Here is a 21,475-nt window from a genome sequence, read left to right as displayed (position 1 = left end):
CATGAAAGGATCGCCCCATGCCTGAGATCCCCGCGTCCGCGGGACGCTCGCCCCTGCGCGACCTGCACGTCCCCCGCCCGGTGAAGAAGTCGAAGACCGTCTACGAGGGCCGAGTGTGGGACATCGCCCGGGAGTCGTTCCGCCTGGACCCGGCGGACAAGTCCCGGGAACCGCTGACCCGGGAGCTGATGGTGCACCCGGGCGCGGTGGCGATCCTCGCGGTCCGCACCAAGCTCACCACCACCGGCCCCCGCGAGCAGGTGGCCCTCGTCCGCCAGTACCGCCACCCCGTGGGCATGGAGCTGTGGGAGATCCCGGCGGGCCTGCGGGACGTGGACGGGGAGGACCTCCACCAGGTCGCCGTCCGTGAGCTGGCCGAGGAGGCCGACCTGCGCGCCCGCGAGTGGCACACCCTCGTCGACTACTACACGACCCCGGGCGGCTCCAGCGAGGCGATCCGCGTGTTCCTGGCCCGTCAGATCGAAGAGATCCCCGACGGCGAGCGGCACACCCGGCAGGACGAGGAGGCCGCCATGCCGCTCGTGTGGGTCGGCGTCGACGAGGTGACCGACGCCGTCCTGGACGGCCGGGTGCACAACCCATCCACCGTCGTCGCCGTGCTGGCCCTGGGCGCCCACCGGGCCCAGGGCTGGCGACGCCTGCGTCCCGTGGACGCGCCGTTCGTCCCCGACCGGCAGGCCCCGGGGGCGGACTGGTCCGCGTGAGCCCGCACGCGCCGCAGACCTCGGCGCTCGCGGCACCCTTCCGCCGGCACCTGGACCATCTCGCCGTCGAGCGGGGCCTGGCCGAGAACACCCTGGCCGCCTATCGGCGCGACCTGGCCCGCTACCGTCGCTGGCTCGAGGCGGCCGGGGTGCGCGCCCCCGGGGACGTCGACCCCGGCCACGTGGCCGGCTTCCTGCAGGCCCTCGCCACGGGCGACGACGGCGGCCGCCCGCTCGCCGTCCGCTCGGCCGCCCGCGTGCTCGCCGCGGTGCGCGGGCTGCACCGGTTCTGGGCCCTCGAGGGACTCACGCCCGCCGACCCCGCCCGCGACGTCCACCCGCCGAAGCCGGGCGACCGCCTGCCGAAGGCGCTCCCCGTGGAGCAGGTGACGGCGCTGCTGGAGGCCGTGCCCGTCGACACCCCCGCCGGACTGCGGGACCGCGCGCTGCTCGAGTTCCTCTACGGCACCGGCGCCCGCATCTCCGAGGTGGTCGGCCTCGACGTCGACGACGTGGTGGGGCTCGCGCAGACCGGGGACGACGGCGGCCAGCCCGTGGTCCGCCTGTTCGGCAAGGGGTCCAAGGAGCGCGTGGTGCCGATCGGCTCCTACGCGGCCGCCGCGCTCGACGCATGGCTGGTGCGGGGACGGCCCACGATCATGACGGGAGTCACACGCTCCACGCCCGCCCTGTTCGTCAACGCCCGCGGGGGCCGGCTCTCCCGGCAGTCCGCGTGGGCCGTGCTGAAGCGGGCGGCCGAGCGCGCCGGCCTCGAGGCGGACGTCTCGCCCCACACCCTGCGCCACTGCTTCGCCACGCACCTGCTGGCCGGCGGCGCGGACGTCCGCGTGGTCCAGGAGCTGCTCGGGCACGCGTCCGTGACCACCACGCAGGTGTACACCCTCGTCACCGTGGACTCCCTGCGCGAGGTCTACTCCGCCGCGCATCCGCGCGCGCGCTGAGCCCCGCACCTGATACGCTCAAAATCCGTGGTGAAACGAACTTCTCGTACTCAGACGTCCACGCGCGTCACCCGTCACGTGTTCGTGACCGGCGGTGTCGCCTCCTCCCTCGGCAAGGGGCTCACGGCCTCCTCGCTCGGCCACCTGCTCAAGGCGCGCGGGCTCAGGGTGGTGATGCAGAAGCTCGACCCCTACCTCAACGTGGACCCGGGCACCATGAACCCGTTCCAGCACGGCGAGGTGTTCGTCACCGAGGACGGCGCCGAGACGGACCTGGACATCGGCCACTACGAGCGCTTCCTCGACGAGGACCTCGACGGCCTGGACAACGTGACCACCGGCCAGGTGTACTCCACCGTGATCGCCCGCGAGCGCCGCGGCGAGTACCTCGGGGACACCGTCCAGGTCATCCCGCACATCACCGACGAGATCTGCCGCCGGATGCGCCTGCCCGCGGAGCCCCGCGGCGACCGCCCCGCCCCGGACGTGATCATCACGGAGATCGGCGGCACCGTCGGCGACATCGAGTCGCAGCCCTTCCTCGAGGCCGCCCGCCAGGTCCGCCAGGACGTCGGCCGCGACGACGTCTTCTTCCTGCACGTCTCCCTCGTGCCGTACATCGGCCCCTCGCAGGAGCTCAAGACCAAGCCCACCCAGCACTCCGTGGCCGCCCTGCGCTCGATCGGCATCCAGCCGGACGCGATCGTGCTGCGCTCGGACCGGGCCGTCCCCGACGATGTCCGCGGCAAGATCGCCCGCATGTGCGACGTCCCGCAGGACGCCGTCGTCAACTGCGCCGACGCCCCCTCCATCTACGACATCCCCCGCGTCATCCATGACCAGGGCCTCGACGCCCACGTGGTGCAGTCCCTGGACCTGAAGTTCAAGGACGTGGACTGGACCGCGTGGGATGCCCTCATGGACGCCGTGCACCACCCGGAGCACGAGCTCACGGTGGCGCTCGTGGGCAAGTACGTGGACCTGCCGGACGCCTACCTGTCCGTCACCGAGGCGCTGCGCGCCGGTGGCTTCGCCCACCGGGCCAAGGTGGGCATCCGCTGGGTGGCCGCGGACGAGTGCGCCACCCCCGAGGGCGCGGCGGTGGCGCTCGCGGACGTCGACGCCGTGTGTGTGCCCGGCGGCTTCGGCGTGCGCGGGCTCGAGGGCAAGCTCGGCGCGCTGCGGCACGCCCGCGAGCAGCGGATCCCGACGCTGGGTCTGTGCCTGGGCCTGCAGTCCATGGTCATCGAGTACGCCCGCAACGTCCTCGGCCTGGAGGACGCGGACTCCACCGAGTTCGACCCGGAGACCGCCTCGCCCGTGATCGCCACCATGGCCGAGCAGGAGCAGATCGTGGCCGGCGAGGGGGACCTCGGCGGCACCATGCGCCTGGGCGCCTTCCCCGCGACCCTGCGCCCGGGCTCCGTGGTGGCCGAGGCCTACGGCACCACCGAGGTGACCGAGCGCCACCGCCACCGCTACGAGGTGAACAACGCCTACCGCGACCGCCTCGAGGAGGCCGGTCTCGCGATCTGCGGCACCTCCCCGGACGGCGCCCTCGTGGAGTTCGTGGAGCTGCCCCGGGACGTGCACCCGTACTACGTGTCCACGCAGGCCCACCCGGAGTTCTCCTCCCGGCCGACCCGCCCGCACCCGCTGTTCGCCGGCCTCGTCGCCGCCGGCCTGGCCCGCCGCGCCGACGCGGCGGCCCGGCGCTGAGGGGCCGACGATCGGCCCGACACAGTGGTCACGACACGCCGTCGCCGCGCCCGGCACGCGGCGTGTCGTGACCACTCTGCGAGGGCGTCGCACCGATGACGACACGACGACGGCGGGCCGCCCCACCCGGGGCGACCCGCCGTCGTCGTGCACGCGGCACCGCGCCGCGAGCGAATGGGGCGACGTGTCGGAGGTGATCTGCGTCTACACCTCCGACAAGTCGCCCCGACCGCCCCTCACGAGGCTCAGCCCGCCGGCAGCTCCCGCTGCTCGGGGCCGTCGTAGGCCGAGAGCGGGCGGATCAGCGCGTTCGCGGCGCGCTGCTCCATGATGTGGGCGGTCCAGCCGGTGATGCGTGAGGCGATGAAGATCGGCGTGAACAGCTCGGTGTCGAAGCCCATGAGGTGATACGTCGGGCCGGCGGGGTAGTCGAGGTTCGGCTTGATCTGCTTGGCCTCGTCCATGGCCTGCTCCAGACCGTCGTACAGGCCGAGCATCTCCTCGCGGCCGTAGTGCTCGATCATCCGGTCCAGTGCGGCCTTCATGGTGGGCACGCGGGAGTCGCCGTTCTTGTAGACGCGGTGGCCGAAGCCCATGACCTTCTTCTTCTGGGCCAGGGCGTCCTCCATCCATGCCTTCGCTCGGGCGGCGGCGTCCTCACGGGACTCCTCCTTCCGGATGCCGATCTCGTCGAAGGTGTGCATCACGGCCTCGTTGGCGCCGCCGTGCAGCGGGCCCTTGAGCGCGCCGATCGCACCGGTCACGGCCGAGTGCAGGTCGGAGAGCGTCGAGGTGATCACGCGCGCGGTGAAGGTCGAGGCGTTGAACGAGTGCTCGGCGTACAGCACCATCGAGACGCGGAACGCGTCCACGACCTCCGGGGCGGCCTCCTCGCCGAACGTCATCCACAGGAAGTTCTGCGAGTAGTCCAGGTCCTCACGCGGCTCCACCACCTCCTGGCCGCGGCGACGGCGCTGGTCGTAGGCGACGACGGCCGGGAACGCCGCGAACAGGGCCTGGGCCTTCTCCAGCTCGGCCTCGGGGGAGGAGTCCTCCGCCTTCGGGTGGTTCGCGCCGAGCACGGACACGGCGGTGCGGCCGACGTCCATGGGGTGGCAGTCGGTGGGCAGCAGGTCGATGGCCTGCTTCACCTTCGGGTCGAGGGCACGGTGGGCGCGCTCGAAGCGCTCGAACGCGGCCAGCTCCTCGTCCGTGGGCAGCTCGCCCGTCCAGAGCAGCAGCGCGACGGCCTCGAACGAAAGCTGCGCGGCCAGGTCCTGCACGGGGTAGCCGCGATACAGCAGGGAGTTCGTCTCCGGGTTGACCTTGGAGATCGCCGTGGTGTCCACGACGACGCCGGCCAGGCCCTTCTTGATCTCGGTCTCGGTCATGGTGTCCCTCCTCGGGGAGTGGGGCCCGCCCGCGCACGGGCGGGCCCGGCGACGGGTCAGAGGTCGGCGTGGTTGGCGCCGATGTCGAGCGTGGGCACGTCGAAGTTGAAGATGCCCGTGTCGAAGGCGTTGTAGCCCTCGTAGTCCACCAGCTCGTAGAGGCGGGCGCGGGTGAGCATCTGCTCCACCTGCGACTGCTGGGTGCCCTCCTCCTTGATGGCGTCGAGCACGCGCTCGGCGGCGCCCATCGCGGAGCGCAGCAGGGTGACCGGGTAGATCACCATCGCGACGCCGGCGTCGGCCAGCTGCTGGCGGGTGAACAGCTCGGACTTGCCGAACTCGGTCATGTTCGCCAGGACCGGGACCCCGAGGGGCTCCAGCTCGCGACACACGGTCTCGAACTCGCCGATGTCCTTCAGGGCCTCCGGGAAGATCGCGTCCGCACCGGCCTCCACGAGCGCCTTCATGCGGGCGATCGCGGCGTCCAGGCCTTCCACGGCCCGCAGGTCGGTGCGCGCCATGATGAGGAAGTTCGGGTCCCGGCGGGCGTCGACGGCGGCGGCGATGCGCTTGACCGCGGTGTCGAGGTCCACCATGTTCTTGCCGTCGAGGTGGCCGCACCGCTTGGGGTTGAACTGGTCCTCGATGTGGCAGCCGGCCAGGCCGGCGTTCTCGAACTCCTGCACCGTGCGGGCCACGTTCATCGGCTCGCCGAAGCCCGTGTCCGCGTCGATGAGGCACGGCAGGTCCGTGAGGCGGGCGATCTGCCCGCCGCGCACGGCCACCTCGGTGAGCGTGGTCAGCCCGACGTCGGGCAGGCCCAGCTCGTTCGCGAGCACGCCACCGGAGATGTACACCCCGGGGAAGCCCTTCTCCTGGATCAGCTTGGCGGTCAGCGGCGTGAACGCGCCCGGGAACTGCTGGGCGCCGCCCTGCTTCAGGGTCTGCCGCAGGTCGATCCGCTTCTGTTCGGCCGTCTTCGTCGAGTACAGCATCAGAACAGGCCCTTCGGGGCGGCGGCGAGGTCGGCCTCGGACAGGAACGCCGGGTCCGCCAGGATGTTCAGCTGGTCCAGCTCGCCGGGCTGCAGCTCGGCCACGCGCTCGGCGGCGGCCAGGAAGCGGTCCTGCTCCTCCTTCGAGACGATGCCCTCGGCCAGGGTGCGGAACTTCTGGATGTACTGCTCGCGGGCGAACGGCCGGGCGCCGAGCGGGTGGGCGTCGGCCACGGCGATCTCGTCGGTGATGACGGCGCCGTCCTTGAGGGTGATCTCCACCGCGCCGCCGAACGCCTTCTCCGCGAGGTCCAGCGAGTGGTACCGGCGGGTCCACTCCGGGTCCTCCACGGTGGTCACCTTGTGCCACAGGGCCACGGTGTCCTCGCGCTGGGCGCGCTCGGGGGCGTAGGAGTCCACGTGGTGCCAGGAGCCGTCCTGCAGGGCCACGGTGAAGATGTAGGGGATGGAGTGGTCGAGGGTCTCGCGCGAGGCCGTCGGATCGTACTTCTGCGGGTCGTTGGCGCCCGAGCCGATCACGTAGTGGGTGTGGTGCGAGGTCTTGATCAGCACCGACTCGACGTTCGCCGGGTCGGTGGCCTCCGGGTGCTCCCTGTGGAGCTTGCGGGCCAGGTCGATCCAGGCCTGGGCCTGGTACTCGGCCGAGTGCTCCTTGGTGTAGGTGTCCAGGATGCCGCGCTTGGGCTCGCCCTGCTCGGGCAGCGGCACCTCGTAGGAGGCGTCCGGGCCGTCCAGCAGCCAGGCGATCACGCCGTCCTCGCCCTCGTAGATCGGGACGGGGGAGGTCTGGCCGCGCATGGCGCGGTCCACGGCCTCGACGGCCATCTTGCCGGCGAACGCCGGGGCGTGGGCCTTCCACGTGGAGATCTCGCCCTTGCGGGACTGGCGGGTGGCGGTGGTGGTGTGCAGGCCCTGGCCGATGGCCTGGAAGATGGTCTCGGTGTCCAGGCCGAGCAGGGTGCCGATGCCGGCGGAGGCGGAGGGGCCGATGTGGGCCACGTGGTCGATCTTGTGGCCGTACAGGTTGATGGACTTCACGAGGTCCACCTGGATCTCGTAGCCGGTGGCGATGCCGCGGATCAGGTCCTTGCCGGAGCGGCCGGCGTGCTGGGCGACGGCGAGGATCGGCGGGATGTTGTCGCCCGGGTGGGAGTACTCGGCGGCCAGGAACGTGTCGTGGTAGTCCAGCTCGCGGACGGCCACGCCGTTGGCCCACGCGGCCCACTCGGGGGAGACCTTCTGCGCCACACCGAACACGGAGGCGCCCTCGCCGCCGGTGGAGACCGGGTGGGACAGGGCCTGGGCGCGGGCGGCGACGATCGGGCCGCGCTTCAGCGAGGCGACGGCGACGGAGGCGTTGTCGATGATCCGGTTGATGATCATCTCCTCGACCTCGGGCAGCACCTCGACGTCGTCGACGGCCACCTCGGCCAGCTTCCAGGCCAGCTGGTCCTTGCGCTCGAGGTTCTCCTCGGAGCGGTGGACGCGCACGTGATGGTTCTTCATGGTCGGTCTCCTTCGGTGGGGGTCAGCAGGGTCGGGGTCTCCTCGGCGCGGCCGCGCCGGGTCAGATGGTGGAAGGCGTGGTGCAGGTGGACCCGCGTGGTCGCCTCCGCGAGGTCCGCGGCGCCCGAGCCGACGGCGTCGGCGATGTCCGCGTGCTCCGCGGCGGAGGCCGCGAGGCGGGCCGGGTCGTCCGCGGCCAGGCGGCGCAGGCGCGCCAGGTGCAGGCGCAGGGTGCGCAGGGTGGAGACGAGGTAGGGGTTCGCGGCGGCCTCGTCCAGCCGGCTGTCCAGCTCGGCCGTCATCGCGTAGTAGTCCGCCGGGTCGGTCCCGCCGCGCAGGGCCACCTCGGCCTCCTGGAAACGGCCCGCGAGGACCGTGAACCGCTCGGCCGCCTCCGGGGTGGCCCGCTGCGCGGCCCGGCGCGCCAGGAGGGACTCGAGGGCGATGCGCAGGTCGAACAGCTGGTCCGCCTGTTCGAGGGACAGGTCGGCGACGACGATGCCCCGGCCCGGGGCCTGCTCGGCCAGGCCGTCGGCCACCAGGCGGGAGAGCGCCTCGCGCAGAGGGGTGCGCGAGATGCCCAGGCGCTCGGCCTGCTCCACCTCGCCCAGGCCCGCGCCCGGAGGGAGGGACCAGTCGAGGATCTCCGCCCTCAGGGCCTGGTACGCCCGCTCACTCGCTCGCATGCCGCCAGTGTATACACAACAGTCCCGCCGAGGGCAGGGGGTGTGTCCGATGCGCGTGCCGGGCGACGCCGCCCACGGGGAGTGCCGTCCGGCGTGCGGGGGCTGGGTGGTGCGTCCCCGGCGCGGGACTCGCGCGTGCCGCCACGCCTCACTGACGGGGCAAGAAATGTATACAGATTCCTTGCCCCCTGTGATCCACGGCACTACCCTGGGCGCATGGCGACCCACGATGCCCCCACCGAAGACCGCCCCTCCGGCGCGTACGCCGACGCCCACGCCCGGTCCCTCCGCGACCCCGAGGGGTTCTGGCTCGACGCGGCGCGCGCCATCGACTGGACCGTCGCGCCCACGCGCGCCCTCGACGACTCCGCCGCGCCCCTGTACCGCTGGTTCCCGGACGGCGAGCTGAACACCGCCTTCAACTGCCTGGACCGGCACGTCGAGGCGGGCCGCGGGGACGCCGTCGCGCTGATCCACGACTCCGCGATGACCGGCGAGGTCACCCGCTACACGTACGCCGAGCTCACGGACGCGGTGGCCCGCCTGGCCGGCGCCCTGGCCGCGCGCGGCGTCGGCAAGGGCGACCGCGTCCTCGTGTACCTGCCGATGATCCCGCAGGCCCACATCGCGATGCTGGCGTGCGCGCGGCTCGGCGCGGTGCACTCCGTGGTCTTCGGCGGCTTCGCCCCGCGCGAGCTCGCCTCCCGCATCGACGACGCCGCCCCCGACGTCGTGCTCACCTGCTCCGGCGGCATCGAGCCCAAGCGCCGGGTCGAATACCTGCCCGCCGTGGCCGAGGCGCTCGAGACCGCCGCGCACCCCGTGCGCACGGTGCTGGTCCACCACCGCGAGGGCTTCGAGACCGCGCTCGCGGACGCCGACGGGCGCGGGGGCGCGAGCTGGGAGGACTGGGGCGAGGCCGTCGCGGCCGCCGAGCCGGCCGACTGCGTCCCGGTGCGGGCCACCGACCCGCTGTACGTGCTCTACACCTCGGGCACCACGGGCAAGCCCAAGGGCGTCGTCCGGGACAACGGAGGCCACGCCGTCGCCCTGCGCTGGACCATGGAGCACATCTACGACGTCGGCCCGGGGCAGGCGATGTGCACCGCCTCGGACGTGGGCTGGGTCGTGGGGCACTCCTACATCGTCTACGGACCGCTGCTGGCCGGGGCCACCACGGTGATGTACGAGGGCAAGCCCGTGGGCACGCCCGACGCCGGCGCGTTCTGGCGGCTCATCGAGGACCACGGGGTCCGGTCCTTCTTCACGGCCCCCACGGCGCTGCGCGCGATCCGCCGCGCCGACCCCGAGGGCGAGCTGCTCCAGGCCCACGACCTGTCCTCCCTGCGGCACTTCTTCGCCGCGGGCGAGCGCCTGGACCCGGAGACGCAGCGGTGGATCGAGGGCCTGCTGGGCATGCCGGTGATCGACCACTGGTGGCAGACCGAGACCGGCTGGGCCATCGCGGCGAACCCGGTGGGCCTGGAACAGCTGCCGGTGAAGATCGGGTCGTCCTCGGTGCCCTCGCCGGGCGTGGACCTCGTGGTCCTGGACGGCCTGGGCGAGCCCGTGCCCGCCGGGACCGAGGGCAACATCGCCCTGCGGCTGCCGCTGCCCCCGGGCACCCTGCCCACCCTGTGGCGCGACGACCAGCGCTACATCGACTCCTACCTCAGCGCGTTCCCCGGCCATTACGCGACCGGTGACTCCGGCCTCGTGGACGAGGACGGCTACGTGTTCGTGCTCGGGCGCACCGACGACGTCATCAACGTCTCCGGGCACCGGCTGTCCACGGGCGTCCTCGAGGCCGCCCTGGCCGCGCACCCGGCGGTGGCCGAGTGCGCCGTGATCGGCGTCGCAGACCAGCTCAAGGGCCAGCGACCCTCGGGCTACGTGGTCCTCAAGTCCGGCGTCGAGACGCCCGAGGTCGGCTCGGAGGCCGAGGCCGCGCTCATGGACGAGCTGCGTCAGGCGGTGCGCCGCGAGGTGGGTCCGGTGGCGGACTTCCGCGACGTCGTCGTGGTGGACGCGCTGCCCAAGACCCGCTCGGGCAAGATCCTGCGCAAGACCATGCGGCAGATGGCCGACGGCGAGGAGTACGCGGTGCCCTCGACCATCGAGGACCCCGCCGTGCTCGAGGCCCTGGCCGGGGTGCTGCGCCCGGCCCGCTGAGCCCCCTCACGTGCGGCCGGCCCAGCGGTACTCCTGCTCGGGCCGGCCACGGCCGCCGTGCCGGGCCGAGCGCCGCACCCGGCGGATCCGCTCGAGGTGCTCGAGGTAGCGCCGGGCCGTCACGCGGGAGATGCCCAGGCGCTCGCCCACCTCGGCCGCGCTCAGGGCGGTCTCCGGGTCCGCCCCCAGCAGCTCCACCACCTCGCGCAGGGTGCTCTCGGTCAGCCCCTTGGGCAGGGCCTCGGCGCGCCGCTCGCGGGAGACGCGGAAGACGGCGTCCACCTGCTCCTGGCCGTCGAGGGCGCCGTCGCCGGCCAGCATCGCCGAGGCGGCGCGGAACCCGCCCAGCCGATCCGCGAACTCGTCGAACCCGAACGGCTTCACGAGGTACTGCGTCACGCCGTACGCGACGGCGCGGCGCACCACCGGCAGGTCGGTGGCCGCGGTGAGCGCCAGCACCCCGCCGTGGAAGCCGGCCGCGCGCAGTTGGTGCAGGAAGTCCAGGCCGTGCCCGTCCGGCAGGTTCATGTCCAGCAGCACGACGTCGAACGGGAAGCGCCCGTCCGCGTGCAGGCCCGCCGCGGCGACCTGCCGCGCGGCCAACAGGGAGCCGGCCACCGCGGCCACCTCGAAGCCCGGCAGCCGGTCCAGGTGCGCCACGTAGGTCTCGGCCGTCAGCTGCTCGTCCTCGACGACGAGCACCCGGTACGGGCGGGCGGTCATATCTCCTCCTGGGGTCGGGGGTCGCGGGGCACCTCGACGGTGAACACGGTGCCCGAGTCGGTCGCGACGTCCGCGACCCCGCCGGCCTCCTCCGCGATCCGCCGCGTCAGCCACAGCCCCATGCCGCGTCCGGCGGCGCCGACGGGCTTCGTCGACCAGCCCCGGTCGAAGAGTCGGCCGCGGTCCGCGTCGGAGGGTCCGGGGCCGCCGTCGGCCAGCTTGCACGAGCAGGCCCGCGGCGTCCGAGACCACCTCGACGTCGACCCACCGGTCTGCCGCGGACAGGTCGGGTGCGGCGGCCGCGTCGAGGGCGTTGTCCACGAGGTTGCCCAGCACGGTCAGCAGGTCGAGCGGGCGCAGCGGGGCGGGCGCGGTCAGCTCGGCGGACCAGGTCAGCGCCACGCCCCGCTCACGCGCCTGGGCGGCCTTCGCGTCGAGCAGGGCGGCGAGGACGTCGTCGGAGGCCTCCTCGTCCGGGGCGCGGCGGGACAGCACGGCCCGGGCGGCCTCCAGCCGGCCCGACTCGACGAGGGCGAGGGCGGTGTGCAGCTGGTTGGCGTGCTCATGCGTCTGCGCGCGCAGCGCCGTGGTCAGGGTGTGGGCCACGGTGAGCTCGTCGCCGAGCCGCTGCAGGTCGGTGCGGTCGTGCAGGACGAGCACGCGCGATCCCGCCGGGGCGGTGGTCACGCCCTCGCGGGCGGCCGCGGCGAGGGCCGTCGGCGGGACCGACCCGCCGGGGTCGGAGCGGCCGGGCGCCCGCACGACACGCTGCTGCACCACGAGGACCCGTCCGCCGACGGCGAGGCTCGCCTCGCCGCTGACCGCGCCCGGCAGGGCTGCGGAGAGCTCGGTGGGCGGTCGAGGCTCGCCCGCGCCCTCCCAGCCGAGCAGGCGCGCGGCGGCGTCGTTGTGCAGGCGGACCCGCCCGTCCGGGGCGAGGACCACGACGCCGGCCTCGAGCGAGTCCATGGCCGTCTCGGCCAGCAGGAACTGCTCGGCGATCTGCTCGGGGCCGCGTCCGAGCGTCACCCGGTTCAGATACCGGCCCACGAGCCAGGCGACGAGCAGGCCGACGGCGGCCACGGCGGCCGAGCCCAGCAGGATGCCGGGGATCTGCGCCTCGGCCATGATGGTGACGTCGGAGATCTGCACGCCCATCGTGACCACGCCCACGACGGTGCCGTCCTCCGGGTCCACGACCGGTGCGAGCGCGCGCACCGAACGGCCCGCGGCACCGGTGCTCGAGAGCTCCACGACGGTGTCCCCGGCGACGACGGCGTCCACCGGCTTCGGGTAGCGGACACCGACCTGCTCGGGGCGCCAGCTCGCCAACCGCATCCCGTCCGGGTCCATCACGGTCAGCCACGAGACCTGTGCCTCGGCGATCCAGCCGTCGATCCCGGCCTGCAAGGCGGGGGCGTCGCCGGCCCGCAGGGCCGAGACGAGCGCGGGGTCGCGCGCCACGAGGGTGGTGACGCCCTGGACGTGGCGCTCCTCGACGCGCTGGGCCACCTCGCGGGCCTGGAGGTAGGCGCTCCACACGCTGAACAGGGCGATGGCCGCCACGAGCGCCACGTGGACCACGGCGATCCGCCGGGCAATCGACCACGGGTGGCGCATGCCTCTCCTCCCTCGGGCCGGCGACGCGCCGGTCCACCCCCACGATCCTGCAGTCCGTCGGCCGCCGTGACCACTATGACCGCAATCGTGACCGACACCACCCGGGGCCGCGAGAGTGGTCACATCCCTCCCGCGCCGTTGCGGACCGCTCGGCGGCGCCCCACCACCGCACAGAACGGAACGCCCGATGGCGCACACCCCACCGGCCGAGACCTCGGCCCCGCCGGCCCCGGCGACGAAGAAGGACCGCACCCACTGGCTGTACATCGCCGTGATCGCCTCGGTGGTGCTGGGCGCCGCCGTCGGCCTGTTCTTCCCCGAGTTCGGCAAGTCCCTCAAGCCGCTGGGCGACGGCTTCGTCTCCCTCATCAAGATGATGATCGGCCCGGTCATCTTCTGCACGATCGTCCTCGGCGTCGGCTCGATCGCCAAGGCCGCGACCGTCGGCCGCGTGGGCGGCATCGCCCTGGTCTACTTCATGGCGATGTCCACGTTCGCGCTGGCCATCGGCCTCGTCGTCGGCAACCTCATCCACCCCGGCGAGGGCCTCAAGCTGACGCCCTACGACCCGAACAAGCCCCAGGCCGCGGCGGACGGCACCGTCCAGTTCCTGCTGGACATCATCCCCGGCTCCCTGCCGGTGTTGCCCACCCTGTTCATCGCCCTGCTCGTGGGCTTCGCCCTGCAGCAGATGGGCCCGGCCGGCGCCCCGCTGCTGCGCGGTCTCACCCTGATCCAGGGCGTCGTGTTCCGCATCCTCATGATGGTGATGTGGGTCGCCCCGATCGGCGCCATGGCACTGCTCATGGGCGCCTTCTACCTGACCTGCATCGCCTTCATCGTGGTGGTGCTCGGCACCGTCCTGAAGGTCGTGACCGGCCTGAGCATCCTGGCCCTCATGAAGTACCTGGGCCGGGAGTACCTGCTCATCTTCGCCACCAGCTCCTCCGAGACCGCCCTGCCCCGCCTGATCGCCAAGATGGAGCACGCCGGCGTGGACAAGTCCGTCGTGGGCGTGACCGTGCCCACCGGCTACTCCTTCAACCTGGACGGCACCGCCATCTACCTGACCATGGCCGCGCTCTTCGTCTCCAACGCGATGGGCGCGGAGATGAACCTCGGCGAGCAGATCGGCCTGCTGGTCTTCATGATCATCGCCTCGAAGGGCGCGGCCGGCGTCACCGGCGCGGGCATGGCCACGCTCGCCGCCGGCCTGCAGGCGCACCGACCCGAGCTGCTCGGCGGCATGGGCGTGATCGTGGGCATCGACAAGTTCATGTCCGAGGCCCGCGCCCTGACCAACTTCACCGGCAACGCCGTGGCCACGCTCCTCGTCGGCCGCTGGGTGGGCGAGCTCGACGGCGAGCGTGCCCGGCGCGTCCTCAGCGGCGAGCTGCAGTTCGACGAGGCGACCGTGGCCGGCCACGACGGCGCCGCGCACGACCCGCAGCAGTCCCCGACGATCGCCGAGCAGGCCTACGAGGGTCACCCCGACTCCAGCCTGAACTTCGCCATGGCCGCCGACGGCGACCGGAACCCCGCCCGCTGACGGAGGCGGCGGGCCCGCGCGGCACGCCGCACCGTCGACCACCGGCGACGCCGGGGACGAGCCTGGACACCGGCCCGTCCCCGGCGCCGCCGTCGTCCCGGGAACGCCAGGCACTAGGGTGGGGGAAGATCCGGACACGCCGACGACGGCGGCCGCGGCGCGCCGCGGCCCGCGGCCGGGCGTGCAGACCACCGTGGAAGGAGCCGGCGCCGCCGTGACCTCGAGAGAACCGATCCCCGTGATGACCATCCACGGCGAGCCCGTGCTCGGGCCCACCGGCCGGCCCAAGCACGACTTCCCCGAGCCCGCACCCCTGACCTCGCACGGCCCGGCGCGGATCATCTCGATGGTGAACCAGAAGGGCGGCGTCGGGAAGACGACCTCCACCATCAACCTGGGCGCCGCGCTCGCGGGCTACGGCCGCAGGGTGCTCATGGTGGACTTCGACCCGCAGGGCGCCCTCTCGGCCGGCCTGGGCGCGAACCCGCACGAGCTCGACACCACGGTGTACAACGTGCTCATGGAACGGTCCGTGACCGCGAAGGACGCGATCCTGTCCACGGACTTCGAGAACATGGACCTGCTGCCGGCCAACATCGACCTGTCCGCGGCCGAGGTGCAGCTCGTCAACGAGGTGGCCCGCGAGCAGGTCCTCGAGCGCGCGCTGCGCCAGGTCCGCGACGACTACGACGTGGTCCTCATCGACTGCCAGCCCTCGCTGGGCCTGCTGACCGTCAACGCGCTGACCGCCTCGCACGGCGTGATCATCCCGCTGACCGCCGAGTTCTTCGCGCTGCGCGCGGTCGCCCTGCTCGTCGAGACGATCGAGAAGGTGCAGGACCGGCTCAACCCGGACCTGGAGATCGACGGCGTGCTGGCCACGATGTTCGACCAGCGAACCCTGCACTCCAAGGAGGTCGTGGGCTCGCTGGTGGCCGGCTTCGGGGACCGCGTGTTCGAGACCGTCATCAAGCGGTCCATCAAGTTCGCCGACGCCACGGTGGCGGCCACGCCCATCACCCTGTTCGCCGAGAACCACGACGGCGCCAAGGCCTACCGGCAGCTCGCCCGCGAGCTGATCTGCCGCGGCGGCGCGCCGTGACCGTCCGCTGAGCGCCGACGACGCCGGCCCGGTCCCGTCGCGGGACCGGGCCGGTTCTCTGCGCGCTCGCGGCCGGGGGAGCGGTGGCCGGGAGACGCGACGCCGTCGATCTGCGAGAATGGAGCCGGGCGTGTCCGTCTCCGGGCCGTCCCTCACCCCCTGACCCGTCCGCCGCCGGCCCGACCGGCGCCGTTGACGCGCACCCGAAAGGACGCCCTCCCCATGAACTCCCGCAAGCCGCGAGGCTCCGGACGCACCCCCGCCGTCGGTCGACGGGGCGGCCCGTTCCAGGAGCGCGATTTCCAGCGACAGATCGGTGCCCGCCGCGGCGCCGCCGCCCCCCGTGAGGAGGCCCCCTTCGACGAGGACGCCGTGCCGCGCACCCGCGGCCGCCGCGGCCGCGGCGCCGGCGCCGCCCGGGCCAAGGCCGCCCACCTCGACCGCATCCACGACGAGTCGGGCGAGCGCCTGCAGAAGGTGCTGGCCGCGGCGGGTGTGGCGTCCCGGCGCGTGAGCGAGGACCTCATCGCGGAGGGCCGTGTGGAGGTGGACGGCGTCGTCGTCACCGAGCCCGGCGTGCGCGTGGACCCGGCCCGGGCCGTGATCCGGGTGGACGGCATCTCCGTGCAGACGGACGTGACCAAGCAGTACTTCGTCTTCAACAAGCCCCGCGGCGTGATCTCCACGATGGTGGACCCGGAGGGCCGGCCCTCGATCGCCACCTACCTCAAGCCCGGGCAGGAGCACCTGTTCCACGTGGGCCGTCTGGACAACGAGACCGAGGGCCTGCTCATCCTCACCAACGACGGTGAGCTGGCCAACCGCCTCACCCACCCCAGCTACGAGGTCCCCAAGACCTACGTCGTGCAGACCCGCGGCCCGCTGGCCAAGGGCGTCTCCAACCGGCTGCGCGAGGGCGTGGAACTGGAGGACGGCGTGGCGCAGGTCGACTCGTTCAAGCTCGTCGACTCGACGCCGGGCCACGTGCTCGTCGAGGTCGTGCTGCACTCGGGCAAGAACCGCATCGTGCGTCGCATGTTCCAGGAGATCGGCCACCCGGTCGAGCGGCTCGTCCGCGTCAAGGTGGGCCCCATCCTGCTGGGCGACCAGAAGCAGGGCACCGTCCGCGCACTCAACGCGCAGGAGCTGGGCCACCTCAAGGCCCTGGTCGGCCTGTGAGCGCGCCCGCCGAGTCCGCCGCCAAGCTCGGTGACGGCCCGGCCGGGATCCCGCAGCCCGTGCTCGTCCGGGGGACCGGTCTGCTGGGCGCCTCGATCGGCATCGGGCTGAGCGCGGCCGGTGTGGACGTGCGCCTGCACGACCCCTCGCCCGCCGCCCTGGCCGTGGCCGCGGACATCCGCGCCGGACGCCCCGCCCGCCTGGACGCCGAGGGCGACGACCTCGACGTCGCCCCGGGACTCGTCGTCGTGGCCGCGCCGCCGGACGTGACCGCCGACGTCGTGGTCGACTCGCTGCGCCGCTGGCCCGCGGCCGTGGTGGTGGACATCGCCTCGGTGAAGGAGGCGGTCGCCGCGGGCGTGCGCGCTGCCGTCGACGACGGCCGCCTGGCCCCGCAGGACGCCGACCGGTACCTCGGGACGCACCCGATGGCCGGCTCCGAGCGGTCCGGTCCCGTGGCGGCCCGCGGCACCCTGTTCACGCAGGCGCCGTGGGTGCTGTGCCCGACGGACACGACGCACCCGGGCGCCCTCGCGGCCGGTCGGGCGCTCGCGCTGACGCTGCAGGCCACCCCGTACCGGATGGCGGCCCGCGCCCACGACGAATCGGTCGCGCTGATCTCGCACCTGCCGCAGATCGCCGCCTCGCTCGTGGCCTCCCGCCTGCAGGACACCCCGGACCAGGCGCTCGCCCTGGCCGGCAACGGGCTGCGGGACACCACCCGGATCGCAGCGTCGGACCCGCAGCTGTGGGTGCAGATCCTCTCCGGCAACGCCGGGCGGATCGTGCCGGCGCTGCACGGGCTGCGGGCGGACCTGGACCGGCTGATCCGCACCCTGGAGGACCCCTCCGCCCCCGGGGCGCGGCTGGACATGGCGCAGCTGATCGCCGAGGGCAACGCCGGTCGGGCACGGGTGCCCGGCAAGCACGGGGCGCCGCCGCAGGCGTTCGCGGTGGTCACGGTGATCGTGGACGACGCCCCCGGGCAGATCGCGGCCCTCCTCGACGAGGTCGGCCGCACGGACGTGAACGTGGAGGACCTGCGGCTCGAGCACGCCTCGGGCCACCGGGTCGGCATGGTGGAGATCTCCGTGCTGCCCGGCCGCAGGGACGAACTCGTGGCGGCGCTGACCGCCGCCGGATGGAAGGTGGTCTGAGATGACCGAGCACACCCGCGACGACGTCGCACCCGCGCCGCTCGTGGTGGCGGTGGACGGCCCCTCGGGCTCGGGCAAGTCGTCCGTGTCCAAGGCCGTGGCCCGGCGTCTCGGCGCCGCGTACCTGGACACCGGCGCCATGTACCGCGCCGTGGCGTGGCACTGCCTGAACGAGGGCGTCGACCTGGCCGATGCGGAGGCCGTGGCGGCGGCCGCCGTCGCCATGGACCTGGACCAGTCCACCGACCCGGACGTCGAGGCCGTGCGGGTCGGCGGCACGGACGTCACCGAGGCGATCCGCGGCCCCGAGGTCACGGACACGGTCTCCACCGTCGCCGTGGTGATCCCGGTGCGCGAGGAGCTGCACCGTCGCCAGCGGGCGGCGATCGCCGCCGCGGGCCGGATGGTCGCCGAGGGCCGCGACATCACCACGGTGGTGGCCCCGGACGCCCACGCGCGCGTGCTGCTCACGGCGTCCGAGGCCGTGCGCACCGCCCGCCGCTCGGGCCAGCTGGCCGCGGCGGGGGAGACCGGCGTCGACGCCGGCACGCTGCACCGTCAGGTGGCCGGGCGCGACGCCCGCGACGCCACCGTGTCCACGTTCGACCGCCCCGCCGACGGGGTGGCGCTCGTGGACTCCACCGAGCTCGACTTCGAGCAGACCGTGGCGGCCGTCCTGGCCGCCGTCGAGGACCAGGCCGGCATCCCGGCCGTGAAGGGAGGCCGACGATGACCGAGAACCCCCAGCACCGCTCCGGTGAGGACGAGTTCGTCCCCGCCGGCGACGATCAGGTGGCCGAGCGGCTCGCCGCCATGACCGAGGAGGAGGCCGAGGCGCGTGCCGCGTCGTTGCGCGCCGGCCTGGCCGACTATGAGCTCGAGGAGGACGACGCCGCCCTCCTCGACGCGTGGCAGCTCGGGCCGGACGAGGACGTCGACGCGCCCGTGCCGCCCGTGCTGGCCGTCGTGGGCCGGCCGAACGTCGGCAAGTCCACGCTCGTCAACCGCATCATCGGCCGTCGTGAGGCCGTCGTGGAGGACGTGCCCGGCGTGACGCGCGACCGCGTCTCCTACGACGCCGAGTGGAACGGCCGCGAGTTCACCGTGGTGGACACCGGCGGCTGGGAGCACGACGCCAAGGGCATCCACCGTCGCGTGGCCGAGCAGGCCGAGCTGGCCGTGGACGTGGCGGACGCCGTCGTGTTCGTGGTGGACGCCACCGTCGGCATGACGGCCACGGACGAGGCCGTGGTCTCGATGCTGCGCCGCAAGGACCGCCCCGTGATCGTGGCCGCCAACAAGGTGGACGACATGGTCCAGGAGGCCGACGCCGCCACCCTGTGGTCGCTCGGCTTCGGCTACCCGTACCCGGTGTCCGCGGTGCACGGCCGCGGCGTCGCGGACCTGTTGGACGCCGCGCTCGAGGCGCTGCCGGAGGAGTCCGCCCACGGAGGTCTCGTGCCGCGCGGCGGCCCGCGCCGGATCGCCCTCGTGGGCCGGCCGAACGTGGGCAAGTCCTCGCTGCTGAACAAGCTGGCCGGCTCGGACCGCGTGGTGGTGGACGACCTGGCCGGCACCACGCGCGACCCCGTGGACGAGCTCGTGGAGCTCGGCGGACGCCTGTGGCGCTTCGTGGACACCGCCGGCATCCGTCGACGGCAGCACATGGCCCACGGCGCCGACTACTACGCGTCGCTGCGCACGGCCTCCGCCCTGGACCGCGCCGAGGTGGCCGTGGTGCTGCTCGAGGCGCCGCACGTGATCTCGGAGCAGGATGTGCGCATCCTCCAGATGGTGCTGGACTCCGGGCGTGCCCTCGTGATCGCGTTCAACAAGTGGGACCAGGTGGATGAGGACCGCCGGCACCAGCTGGCCAAGGAGATCGACCGGGACCTGGCGCACGTCGCCTGGGCGCCGCGCGTGAACATCTCCGCGAAGACCGGCTGGCACAAGGACCGTCTCGTCCCCGCGCTGGACCTCGCCCTGGACTCGTGGGACACCCGCATCCCCACGGGCAAGCTCAACGCGTTCCTCGGCGAGCTCGTGGCGGCCCACCCGCACCCGCTGCGCGGCGGCAAGCAGCCCCGCATCCTGTTCGCGACCCAGGTCTCGAGCCGGCCGCCCAAGTTCGTGCTGTTCACCACCGGGTTCCTGGACCCCGGCTACCGCCGGTTCATCGTGCGCCGCCTGCGCGAGACGTTCGGGTTCGAGGGCACGCCCCTCGAGATCGGGATGCGCGTGCGCGAGAAGCGCGGTCGCCGCCGCTGATCCGGCTCTGCCCCGACGACGTCCCTCGGCCTGCCGTGCCGGGGGACGTCGTCGTCCCGGCAAGCTCCCACCGTTCGTCCACCTTCGCCTCGTAGCCTGAGGGCATGAGCCTCATCCGACGTCGCCCCGCCGCCCTGTCCCTGGCCACCCTGGCCGCGCTCGCGCTGGCCGCATCCGGCTGCGCGGTCGACGACGGCGAGACCCGGGCCGCGCTGCAGAGCGCGGAGGACCGGCTCGCCCAGGCCGAGGACCGGATCAGCGAGCTGGAGGCGGACGCCTCGGACCGCGTGGACCTGGGGCAGCTGCGCCAGGAGGCCGAGGGCGCCCTCGCAGAGGCGGACCAGCGCGCCGCCGAGGTCGTCGAGGACCTGACGCGATCCCTGCCCTCCGGTTCGGACATCGTCGACGTCGAGGCGCTCCGGGAGGACGGAAAGGTGGTCATCGAGTACGGCCAGTCTTTGCTCGATGCCGATCCCCAGGTCCTCGAGGACACGATGCGGGAGGCGGCGGAGCGGGCGCGCAACGCCATCCCGGACCTGAAGGATGTCGAATTCCGCGTGGGGGACCGGACCTTCACGTACTGATCCTGCGACGGGGATCCGTGAGCCCCCCGACACGCCTCTTCGACCCGCCCGGAACGGCGGATCGGAGCGGCTCGACGTGTTACGCTTCACCCGTGCACGACTGCACCCTCAGTCATGAGAGGGTTCGTGCAGACCGCCAGGCCCACCGGTACGCCGGGGCCGCGGTCGCTGGGGGACTCTCGGTCGGGTGGCCCTCGGTCAAGGGATGAGGGGTTCACGTCTGTGAAGAGGACGTGGGCCCCTTGTTCACGTTTCGGGGGTGTCGCGCGGTTTGCCCCTGACAACGACGACCTGGCAGGCCCGCTTCCGATTCGCGCCCGGCGGTGCCGGTGGGGTATGCTCATCGGGTGCCGAAGCGCGGATGACCGCGATTCGCCACGGGCTATGGCGCAGCTTGGTAGCGCGCTTGACTGGGGGTCAAGAGGTCGTGGGTTCAAATCCCGCTAGCCCGACCACGTTCCCACGGGTCAGAGTCCGCATCTGACGAGGGAAAATGGAATGAGGCCCAGGTACTCCCTCGAGGGGAGCGCCTGGGCCTCTTTCCGTGCCTGACATATTCCTTAGCACAAACTGATCGAGACAGACCCTACGGTTCGGCGTTCGGCTCGACTTATATCCCCGGGAATTCAGAACTTCCTCAGTGGCCGAGCGGCTCGATCCAAAATCGATCTCGTCGGTGACCAGAGCGTTGGCCCTGAAGCCCCCTGGGTCTGATGGAGACTCGCGCTATTTGATTCCGACCAGCTGTTCGCGGCCGGCTTCGACAGCATAGAACGTGTCCTCGAACTCGGCGGGTGGGACGTCGCCGAGGTAGCCGTGGAGGCGTTGCGTGTTGTGCCAGGACACCCACCCGAGGGTCGCGAGCTCGAGGTCCTCGACCGTCCGCCAGGGACCTGGCCGTGCGGGTCCGCGGACGTGCTCGGCCTTGTAATAGCCGTTCACGGTCTCGGCCAGGGCGTTGATGCTCCTATAGTTGTCAACTCGCGATCTGACCGGTGCGAGGGTTGGTCTTCACGAGGTGGTAGACCTCGCGGATCACGTACCTCTTGAGGCAGCGAATGATGTCTCGCTTGGACTTGCCCTCCGCGGTGCGTCGTGCCACGTAGGCGATCGTGGG

General features: G+C 72.9%; 16 protein-coding genes, 1 tRNA gene and 2 pseudogenes. 12 read left to right on the top strand and 7 right to left on the bottom strand.

Annotation, left to right across the window (positions count from 1 at the left end):
- Positions 1-17: 17 nt before the first annotated feature.
- The 3 genes from ACZ1IK_RS09770 to ACZ1IK_RS09760 are packed head-to-tail and all read left to right on the top strand — an operon-like array spanning position 18 to position 3,406.
- Positions 18-725, top strand: coding sequence for an NUDIX domain-containing protein (locus ACZ1IK_RS09770; RefSeq protein ID WP_063189195.1), 708 nt, complete (start codon positions 18-20; stop codon positions 723-725).
- A complete protein-coding gene (xerD, locus tag ACZ1IK_RS09765; protein ID WP_063189197.1) occupies positions 722-1,687 on the top strand; it encodes a site-specific tyrosine recombinase XerD in 966 nt (321 codons plus the stop codon). Before ACZ1IK_RS09770 ends, xerD begins: the two co-directional genes overlap by 4 nt.
- Before the next feature lie 9 nt (positions 1,688-1,696).
- Complete coding sequence (locus ACZ1IK_RS09760) at positions 1,697-3,406, top strand: CTP synthase (RefSeq protein ID WP_080695883.1); 1,710 nt, start codon at positions 1,697-1,699, stop codon at positions 3,404-3,406.
- Between the two features lie 245 nt (positions 3,407-3,651).
- Here ACZ1IK_RS09760 and ACZ1IK_RS09755 read toward each other — a convergent pair whose 3' ends face one another.
- Genes ACZ1IK_RS09755 through ACZ1IK_RS09740 form a run of 4 tightly spaced genes read right to left on the bottom strand, consistent with a single transcriptional unit; the run spans position 3,652 to position 8,004 of the window.
- A complete protein-coding gene (locus ACZ1IK_RS09755; protein ID WP_366365921.1) occupies positions 3,652-4,797 on the bottom strand; it encodes a bifunctional 2-methylcitrate synthase/citrate synthase in 1,146 nt (381 codons plus the stop codon).
- A gap of 56 nt (positions 4,798-4,853) precedes the next feature.
- Complete coding sequence (prpB, locus tag ACZ1IK_RS09750; protein ID WP_063189203.1) at positions 4,854-5,792, bottom strand: methylisocitrate lyase; 939 nt, start codon at positions 5,790-5,792, stop codon at positions 4,854-4,856.
- Complete coding sequence (locus ACZ1IK_RS09745; RefSeq protein WP_070708643.1) at positions 5,792-7,318, bottom strand: MmgE/PrpD family protein; 1,527 nt, start codon at positions 7,316-7,318, stop codon at positions 5,792-5,794. Before ACZ1IK_RS09745 ends, prpB begins: the two co-directional genes overlap by 1 nt.
- Positions 7,315-8,004 (bottom strand): GntR family transcriptional regulator, encoded by a 690-nt coding sequence (locus tag ACZ1IK_RS09740; RefSeq protein WP_070708642.1) that lies wholly within the window; start codon positions 8,002-8,004, stop codon positions 7,315-7,317. The genes ACZ1IK_RS09745 and ACZ1IK_RS09740 overlap by 4 nt, the downstream gene beginning before the upstream one ends.
- A 216-nt stretch (positions 8,005-8,220) precedes the next feature.
- Between ACZ1IK_RS09740 and ACZ1IK_RS09735 the strand changes: the two genes are divergently transcribed.
- Entirely contained in the window at positions 8,221-10,176 is a 1,956-nt protein-coding gene (locus tag ACZ1IK_RS09735; RefSeq protein WP_465098482.1) for an AMP-binding protein, read from the top strand.
- 6 nt (positions 10,177-10,182) lie between these two features.
- Here the strand turns inward: ACZ1IK_RS09735 and ACZ1IK_RS09730 are convergent, their stop codons facing one another.
- Positions 10,183-12,519: a response regulator gene (locus ACZ1IK_RS09730; RefSeq protein ID WP_465098481.1), complete on the bottom strand. Its 2,337-nt coding sequence runs from the start codon at positions 12,517-12,519 to the stop codon at positions 10,183-10,185.
- Between the two features lie 187 nt (positions 12,520-12,706).
- On the opposite strand from ACZ1IK_RS09730, the gene ACZ1IK_RS09725 reads away from it, so the two are divergent.
- From ACZ1IK_RS09725 to ACZ1IK_RS09690, 8 genes are all read left to right on the top strand, one after another.
- Positions 12,707-14,068 (top strand): cation:dicarboxylate symporter family transporter, encoded by a 1,362-nt coding sequence (locus ACZ1IK_RS09725; RefSeq protein WP_044659886.1) that lies wholly within the window; start codon positions 12,707-12,709, stop codon positions 14,066-14,068.
- 241 nt (positions 14,069-14,309) lie between these two features.
- Positions 14,310-15,170: a ParA family protein gene (locus ACZ1IK_RS09720; RefSeq protein WP_036315755.1), complete on the top strand. Its 861-nt coding sequence runs from the start codon at positions 14,310-14,312 to the stop codon at positions 15,168-15,170.
- A gap of 222 nt (positions 15,171-15,392) precedes the next feature.
- Entirely contained in the window at positions 15,393-16,349 is a 957-nt protein-coding gene (locus ACZ1IK_RS09715) for a pseudouridine synthase (RefSeq protein ID WP_041102683.1), read from the top strand.
- The gene (locus tag ACZ1IK_RS09710; RefSeq protein WP_063189213.1) at positions 16,346-17,506 is read left to right on the top strand and encodes a prephenate dehydrogenase; all 1,161 of its coding nucleotides are present in this window, start codon (positions 16,346-16,348) and stop codon (positions 17,504-17,506) included. The genes ACZ1IK_RS09715 and ACZ1IK_RS09710 overlap by 4 nt, the downstream gene beginning before the upstream one ends.
- A 1-nt stretch (position 17,507) precedes the next feature.
- On the top strand, positions 17,508-18,239 hold the full coding sequence (gene cmk, locus ACZ1IK_RS09705; RefSeq protein WP_041102682.1) for a (d)CMP kinase: 732 nt from the start codon (positions 17,508-17,510) through the stop codon (positions 18,237-18,239).
- A complete protein-coding gene (gene der / locus ACZ1IK_RS09700; RefSeq protein WP_049147779.1) occupies positions 18,236-19,774 on the top strand; it encodes a ribosome biogenesis GTPase Der in 1,539 nt (512 codons plus the stop codon). The genes cmk and der overlap by 4 nt, the downstream gene beginning before the upstream one ends.
- 104 nt (positions 19,775-19,878) lie before the next feature.
- Positions 19,879-20,358, top strand: a complete 480-nt coding sequence (locus tag ACZ1IK_RS09695; protein ID WP_044659889.1) for a hypothetical protein — start codon at positions 19,879-19,881, stop codon at positions 20,356-20,358.
- Between the two features lie 378 nt (positions 20,359-20,736).
- Positions 20,737-20,813 (top strand) — tRNA-Pro (locus ACZ1IK_RS09690).
- A 271-nt stretch (positions 20,814-21,084) separates the two neighbouring features.
- Here the strand turns inward: ACZ1IK_RS09690 and ACZ1IK_RS09685 are convergent.
- Both ACZ1IK_RS09685 and ACZ1IK_RS09680 read right to left on the bottom strand, forming a co-directional pair.
- Positions 21,085-21,318, bottom strand: a pseudogene (locus ACZ1IK_RS09685) (integrase core domain-containing protein); the annotation flags it as partial.
- 16 nt (positions 21,319-21,334) lie between these two features.
- Positions 21,335-21,475: pseudogene (locus tag ACZ1IK_RS09680) on the bottom strand (IS110 family transposase); the annotation flags it as partial.

This window comes from Micrococcus sp. CS26, assembly GCF_055522295.1.
Note: the sequence above shows the minus strand (reverse complement) of the source record. Positions and strands in the feature narration are given on the sequence as shown.